The sequence below is a fragment of the Mesorhizobium sp. M1A.F.Ca.IN.020.03.2.1 genome (assembly GCF_004023205.1).
Lineage (GTDB): Bacteria > Pseudomonadota > Alphaproteobacteria > Rhizobiales > Rhizobiaceae > Mesorhizobium.
Window position 1 is genome coordinate 1 of sequence record NZ_RZSV01000263.1, and the last position, 6,961, is coordinate 6,961.

Annotated in this window: 6 protein-coding genes; 4 read left to right on the forward strand and 2 right to left on the reverse strand. The window is 64.3% G+C overall.

The genetic code is table 11. The annotated features are described in order from the left end of the window. Nucleotides 1-1,046 (forward strand): hypothetical protein (locus EOA79_RS27605; RefSeq protein WP_128293476.1); only part of this gene is annotated, 1,046 nt, incomplete at its 5' end. Nucleotides 1,047-1,203: 157 nt separating this feature from the next. Here EOA79_RS27605 and EOA79_RS33010 read toward each other — a convergent pair. Continuing rightward, nucleotides 1,204-1,293 carry a lasso RiPP family leader peptide-containing protein gene (locus EOA79_RS33010; RefSeq protein WP_164746769.1) on the reverse strand — a complete coding sequence of 30 codons (90 nt, stop codon included), beginning with the start codon at nt 1,291-1,293 and terminating at the stop codon, nt 1,204-1,206. 76 nt (nt 1,294-1,369) lie between these two features. Then, nucleotides 1,370-1,477, reverse strand: coding sequence for a hypothetical protein (locus tag EOA79_RS27615; protein ID WP_095824524.1), 108 nt, complete (start codon nt 1,475-1,477; stop codon nt 1,370-1,372). A 347-nt stretch (nt 1,478-1,824) separates the two neighbouring features. Between EOA79_RS27615 and EOA79_RS27620 the strand changes: the two genes are divergently transcribed. The 3 genes from EOA79_RS27620 to EOA79_RS27630 form a co-directional block, all read left to right on the forward strand. Then, nucleotides 1,825-3,315, forward strand: a complete 1,491-nt coding sequence (locus EOA79_RS27620) for a WD40 repeat domain-containing protein (RefSeq protein WP_128293478.1) — start codon at nt 1,825-1,827, stop codon at nt 3,313-3,315. A gap of 83 nt (nt 3,316-3,398) precedes the next feature. Beyond that, nucleotides 3,399-5,645, forward strand: a complete 2,247-nt coding sequence (locus tag EOA79_RS27625) for an SEL1-like repeat protein (RefSeq protein ID WP_095824523.1) — start codon at nt 3,399-3,401, stop codon at nt 5,643-5,645. A 168-nt stretch (nt 5,646-5,813) separates the two neighbouring features. Further along, on the forward strand, nt 5,814-6,961 hold a 1,148-nt coding region (locus tag EOA79_RS27630; protein WP_128293479.1), incomplete at its 3' end, for an amidase.

Consider the following 6,961-nt stretch of genomic DNA (forward strand, 5'->3'; position numbering starts at 1 on the left):
CCGCCTGGGGTCCGACATCCGGCAAGCTGAACTTCTCATCCTTCGTCTTCATGGATGTCGACGGCGACGGAACCTATGGTCAGGCCGACCGCCCGATGGCCGGCATCGTGGTGCGGCTGTTCGACCAGTCCGGCCGCTTCATCGTCGCGGCGCGAAGCAACGCTGCCGGTTTTGCCAATTTCCCGATGTCGTCGACGCGGCGCAGCGCCGTGATCCGCTCGCCTGGAACGTTTCGCTTTTCGGTCTCCGTGCCGCCCGGCTGGCGCGCCAGCGGCGCCAACGAGAACCAGCCTGTGCGCGTGACGGATGCGCCCGGCTCGCTTGTCGGTTTGGCCGGAGAGGGCCTGCCAGGGCCCGTCGGCCTTACCCCTGCGCGCATGGTGAGCGGCAGGACGCCGGCCGCGGCCACCGCAACCTTATCCGTGATGGGCAACGGCCAGCTGCTCGAAAGCCACCCGCTCGGCGCGGCCACCACCTTCCGCTTCCCGCTCGCCGCCGAGGCCGATCAGGTCGTGATCGCCGGCGGCGGGTTCGACCGGCGCCTCGCGCTGTCGGCCTATCCGGCCGACCTCGGCTTGCTTGCGTCCGGGGCGCTTGAGCCCGACGCGGCGCTCAGCACCATCGGCTTCGACGACATCACCACGCGCGGCCTGTGCAAGATTCCTTCCGGGTACGCCGGGCTCGACTGGTATAATCTCAACGCCATGTCGCGTGACCACACCAGGAACAGCGAAGGCTACGTCAACGGCAACGTCTCGGGCGCCTATATCGCCTACACCAGCAGCGGCCATCCGGCAGAGTTCGGCCGTGCGGCGCCTTTCGGCTTCCATTCGGTGATGCTGACCGCCGCATGGCTGCGCTCGGAAGGGGAGAGCGCGCTGGTCGAAAGCTGGCTGGGGGACGAGTTGATCGCGCGCGACGAGGTCACGCTGTCGGCGCTGGCGCCGGTTCAATACGCGCCGATGCTGAAGGCGGTGACGCGCGTGCGTCTATCGACCAAGCATCACTGGCAGATGGTGTTGGATGATCTCGTGCTGGCGCTCTGATGCATGTCTGCTAAAGCGCGGCGGCTTTGCGGGGGACATGTGTCAAGCAAAGGCGAACTGGGTCGCCCAGAGGATGCCGCAGCTTCGGGAGAAGAAGTGCATCAAAACAAGGAATTGCAGCGCGTTGCCTGAATTTCGGTGCAACGCGCTGTAATGGTCAGAAGGTGAGCGAAGTGGCGCCGTTGGCGGTGACTGCCGAAAGCCTGCCCTTCTTGACCAGCCTTGGTTTCTCATAGGTTTTCTTCATGGCCGGTTCCGCGAGTTTCCTGGATCGCAAGAAGGAGCCAGGGTCGGCAGGCATTAACAGCAGATTGTCCGGCAGATCAGCTCGCCGGGCCGCCGCCATTGATAACAGTAGAAGGACCGCCGGCGACAATTGTCGAAAGCTTGCCTTTGCGGACCAACACAGGCTTCTCGTAAATCTTCTTCATGCTGTGGCTCTCCTGAAAATCCCGGGCGGATAATGTCATAAGAGCGTTTGCTGTCAACCAGCGCGGGTAGTCGAGCTTGTTATTCTTGGGGAGTGTGGCTTTCTGCTCACGGGCCGCTTGTTTATGGAGCGAAAGACATCACGCTTCGGTTCTGAGCATCGGGATATTGGCCGGCCGGCTGAGTAAAGCCGAAATTCGGCCGGCGGCGGGATTGAAGAAGTCACGTCGCGCCAAAGCACGTTTACCTTTCTTCGTGTGATCTCTTGCACTTAGCCCCGGCGAAAAGCTCGGCTAGAATGGCCGATGCGCCTTCCGCCAGTTGGAGTGGAGGCGCCTGGGGGATGCCGATGAAAAGATCGACCGACAGGCTGCTGGCTCTGGCGATGCTCGTCGTCGGCTTCGCTTGCTTCGCCAAGCTCTATCTGGTGCTGGGCGGCAAGCCCCCGGCCGCGACGAGCGCCGGGATCTTCGGCGCTGCGGGCATGCTTTCGATTCTCGCCGGGCTTTCGTTCCTCGCCGGCCTGCTGCCGGGCGCGCCAAGGCATGAGCCTTCGGCGCCGCTGTTCGGCCGCGACGCCGAGATCGTGCCGGCCGGGCGTCCGCGGCTGCGCCGCATCGCCCCCTGTTTCCCGCCACCGGCCGAACTGGTCGGCGAGGATGACGACAAGGGCAATGAGCGGCACGGCAAGCGCGATGCGGCCGCGCCGGCCAGGGAAGTCGCCGTCGCTCCGGCGGAGCCTGGGACCGAGCCGGCCTCCGCGCCTGTCGCGCCGGCGCCCACGGCCGGACCGTCCGAGCCGGCGGCCGCTCCGCCGCAGCCCGCCGCACGGGCGCAGCCTGCAACAACGCCGGCCTGGCAGACCGCGCTGGCGCCGGCCACGCCGCCGCAGACGCTGGCGCCGCCTCGGCCACCGCCCCCAGCCCAGCCGACCGCGCCGGAAGGCCACCGCGATGCCGTCGTCTGGCTGGCGGTGTCGGCCGACGGCCACCAGATCATGAGCGCCAGCACCGATCGCATGATCAAGCTCTGGGATATCGACGGCAAGCGGCTGATCCGCGACCTCGGCGTCCACAAGGACATGGCGCGCAGCGCACTCTTCATGCCCGACGGCAGAAACGCGCTCACCGCCGGCGACGATGGCGAGATCGTGCTCCGCCAGCTTTCCGATGGCACAGTGCTGCACGTCTTCTCGTCCGGAGCGAACGGCGGCGTCCGGCAACTGAAGATCAGCCCCGACGGCAAGCTCGCCGTCAGCGGCCACGACACCGGTTCCGTCGTCATCTGGGATTTGCTGAAAGGCACGGTGCTGCATGTCCTGCCGGGCCACGATTGGTCGGTGAGTTCCGTCGCCATCTCGCCAGATGGCACCAGGGCGCTCACCGGCAGCATCGACGGCGAACTGAAGCTCTGGGACATGCTTGCAGGCAAGCAGCTGCGCAGCTGGCACGGCCACGAGCGCGGCGCCTATGGCGCGCTCTTCCTGGCCGATGGCCACCATGCGGTGACCGGCAGTGGCGACTACACGATAAAACTCTGGGACCTCGACACCTTCAAGGAAGTGCGCCGCTTCGACGGTCATTCCGGCACCGTCTATGCGCTCGCCTTATCGGCCGACGGCAAACGGCTCGGCTCCGCCTCGCTCGACGGCACGGCGCGGATCTGGAATATGGATACGGGCGCCGAGATCGCCGAGTTCGACCCCGGCACCGGGCCGATCTACTCGGTCGCCTTCGCCGCCGACGGCACGCTTCTCACCGGCGGCCTCGACGGCACCATCCGCAACTGGCCGGCGGCAGGAGGGGAGGGCACGGTGCTGTTCGCCGGCGCGCCGGAGTGATCGAGATATTCGCAACCACGGATATTCCAGAACGGCTCTGCTTGCGCTACTAATTACTGGTGGTTGCAAGTGGGGCGGGTACTATGAGCAATAACGACGGGTCTCTGGACGCGAATACAACTGTCATCAGTGCGCCTGTGCGGCGCCACGGAAGAATCCTTTTCATAATCCTGGCATTGCTGGCCGCTTATGTGCTGCTTGGACCGTTGAGAAATTACTATGCGCAATGGTCGGCAATAAGGAAAGTACAGGCGGCGCACCTAGCTAAGGATTATGAGGAAGAATTTCGTCAGCTGTCGGTGCTGGCGAGCATGGGCAACCGGGATGCTCAGGGCTATCTCGGCGCAATGTACTGGCGTGGTGAGGGAACCGCACAGAACGACGAGCAGGCGGTCTACTGGTGGCGCAAGTCAGCTGACGGCGGAATTGCGGAGGCTGAAGCGTCGCTTAGCCAAGCTTATTCTCTTGGACGTGGTGTCGCGAAGGACGATCAGCTTGCGGCCAGTTTGGCGAGGAAGGCGGCGGATAAGGGCAATGCAAATGGCGAATACCAGCTCGGCGTCCTTTATTTGCAAGGTCAGGGGGTGGTCAAAAGTGCTGAACAGGCGGTCTATTGGTGGCGCAAAGCGGTCGATGCAGGAAGCGTCGAGGCGGCATACAGCCTCGGTCAGGCTTATTATAGCGGTCTGGGCGTCAAGATAGACGACAAAACAGGAGCGATCTGGACTCGCAGGGCGGCCGACAAAGGGCATTCAGAAGCCGCTTATGTCCTCAGCAGGGCGTACAAGTTCGGCTTAGGCGTAGAGAAAGACAGCCAACTCGCCGCCACATGGGCGCGCAAGGCTGCAGATCAGGGAAACGCGGACGGCCAATGGATGCTCGGCGTCCTCTACCATCTGGGTGAGGGCCTGACACAGAACGACAGCCTTGCATTTCAATGGTGGATGAAGGCCGCTGCCGGTGGCGTCATGCAGGCGCAATACAGTGTCGGCACCGCGTATGCTACTGGAAAGGGCGTTGGCAAGGATGATGCCCAGGCACTCCTCTGGATGAGCAGGGCGGCCAACCGGGGGGACGCCTTAGCACAATCAAGCCTGGGTTCGATGTACTGGCTTGGCATGGGCGTACGGCAGGATGATGTTCAAGCCGTTGCCTGGTGGCGCAAAGCTTCGGAGCAAGGCAACGCCGAAGCACAGTTGTTGCTGGGGAATGCGTACTTGAAGGGCAGGGGCGTTGCTCAAAGCAGCCGGGATGGTGCAGCCTGGTGGCTCAAAGCGGCGGACGCAGGCAACGCAGACGCTCAAGGGCAACTCGGCATTCTGTACCACCAAGGCCTCGGCGTTGCTCGGGACGACCGGTTGGCGGTCAAATGGTGGATCAAGGCCGCGGCCAGCGGCGTTGCGGTGGCACAGTACAGTCTCGCGAACGCGTATCGCACGGGAAATGGCATTGCCAGGGACGACGCCCAGGCATTCTACTGGATGAACAAGGCAGCGGATCAAGGCACTCCTCTGGCGCAATCCGCGCTCGGCGGGATGTATGCCGCTGGCGCGGGTGTTCCGCAGGACCACGCTCAAGCCGCGGTTTGGTGGCGCAAGGGCGCCGAGGCAGGAAATGCCGAAGCCGGCTACAATCTTGGCCGGGCCTATTTGCTCGGCGAAGGTGTCGAGAATAATGACCGGCTGGCCGCCGAATGGACGCAGATGGCAGCCGACGGGGGTAATGCCGATGCCCAATATCAGCTAGGCATTCTGTACCATGAAGGCCGCGGATTTGCTCGGGATGGCGGATTGGCCTTCCAATGGTGGATGAAAGCCGCGGTTAAGGGGCATGCCGTCGCGCAATACAATATCGGCACGATGTATGGATTGGGCCAGGACGTCAAACGGGACGACGGCCAGGCACTCGCTTGGTTGAGCAAGGCTGCTGAGCAGGGCAACGCAGAGGCCGAGGAGGCAGTCGGGAACGCCTATTCCACGGGTACCGGTGTCTCGGAGAGCAAGGCTAATGCAATTGCGTGGTGGCTCAAGGCCGCACGGCAGGGAAAGCTAAATTCGAAGCTCAGCCTGGCTTATGCATATGCAAACGGCGTAGGCGTCGCAAGGGACGACAAGGCCGCCGAGACCTGGTGGCTTGAAGCAGCCCAGGTTGGCAATGTCGATGCCGAGTTCAGCCTTGGTACGCTCTACTTGCGGGGGATTGACGGCAAGCCGAACTACCCGGAAGCAACCAAGTGGTTCCTCAAGGCGGCCGAGCACGGCAACGCCCAGGCCAAGACCTACATCGAGCTCATGAAGGAAAGCGGCCAGTTCGACAGCAAGACGCTGTGAGAGGTGGGTGCCTTGCGGCATGCTGGTGATTGGTGAATGTCTGGGCGACATCAATCTCCCCCTTGCGGGGAGATGCCCGGCAGGGCAGCAGGGGCGTGCGGAGGAACGCGGCCTTCGCGACTACGCCTTCGCCGGACGCGTGATTGCTGACAAGAGGTTCGCCAAGCCATGAATATAGTCGAAGCCTCGATCGCCGACCTGCGCCGCGCGCTGGAAGACGGCACAGTCACAAGCGTCGAGCTCACCGGCGCGTACCTGCGGCGCATCGCCCACTACGACCGCCACGGCATAGCGCTGAACGCCGTGCCCATCCTCAATCCAAAGGTGTTCGAGGAGGCGGCAGCTTCCGACCGCCGACGCCGCGCGGGCAAAACGCTTGGACCGCTGGACGGCATCCCCTACACCGCCAAGGACAGCTACAAGGTGAAAGGCCTGACGGTCGCGGCCGGCTCGCCGGCCTTCGAGCATCTGATCGCCAGCGAGGACGCCTTCACGATTGCCCGGCTGCGCGCCGCGGGCGCGGTGCTCATCGGCCTCACCAACATGCCGCCGATGGCCAATGGCGGCATGCAGCGCGGCGCCTATGGTCGCGCCGAGAGCCCGTACAACAAGGATTATCTCACGGCTGCCTTCGCCTCCGGCTCGTCGAACGGCTCGGGCACGGCGACGGCCGCCAGTTTCGCCGCCTTCGGGCTCGGCGAAGAAACCTGGTCATCCGGCCGCGCGCCCGCCTCCAACAACGCGCTGGTCGCCTACACGCCTTCGCGCGGCGTGATCTCGGTGCGCGGCAACTGGCCGCTGGTGCCGACCATGGATGTGGTGGTGACGCATACGCGCAGCGTGCCGGACATGCTGGAGCTGCTCGACGTCATCGTCGCCGACGACCATGACACGCGCGGCGACTTCTGGCGCGTGCAGCCCTGGGTTTCGATCCCGAGGGCATCAGCGCTGAGGCCGACGAGCTATACCGGGCTTCCCCTGCAAGGCGCGCTTGAGGGCAAGCGGCTCGGCGTGCCGAAAATGTATATCGGCAAGGATCTCGGCGCCGGCCGGCCGATCGAGACGCGCGCCTCGGTGCTGGAGCTCTGGCGGCAGGCCGCGCATGACCTGCAGGCACTCGGGGCCGAGGTGGTCGAGGTCGATTTCCCCGTCGTATCGAACTATGAGCGCGACCGTCCGGGCGCGCGCTCCATGGTTGATCGCGGCCTGGTGCCGGAGGAATTTGCAAACCGCGAGATCTGGGACCTGTCAATCTGGTCGTGGGACGATTTCCTGCGCGCCAATGCTGATCCCGCGATTCCCGATCTCGCTTCGGT

Bases quoted from the DNA above. Each gene is read 5' to 3' on its own strand.
- EOA79_RS27625 (WP_095824523.1), top strand. From the start codon at position 3,399: ATGAGCAATAACGACGGGTCTCTGGACGCGAATACAACTGTCATCAGT.
- EOA79_RS27620 (WP_128293478.1), top strand. From the start codon at position 1,825: ATGAAAAGATCGACCGACAGGCTGCTGGCTCTGGCGATGCTCGTCGTC.
- EOA79_RS27615 (WP_095824524.1), bottom strand. From the start codon at position 1,477: ATGAAGAAGATTTACGAGAAGCCTGTGTTGGTCCGCAAAGGCAAGCTT.
- EOA79_RS33010 (WP_164746769.1), bottom strand. From the start codon at position 1,293: ATGAAGAAAACCTATGAGAAACCAAGGCTGGTCAAGAAGGGCAGGCTT.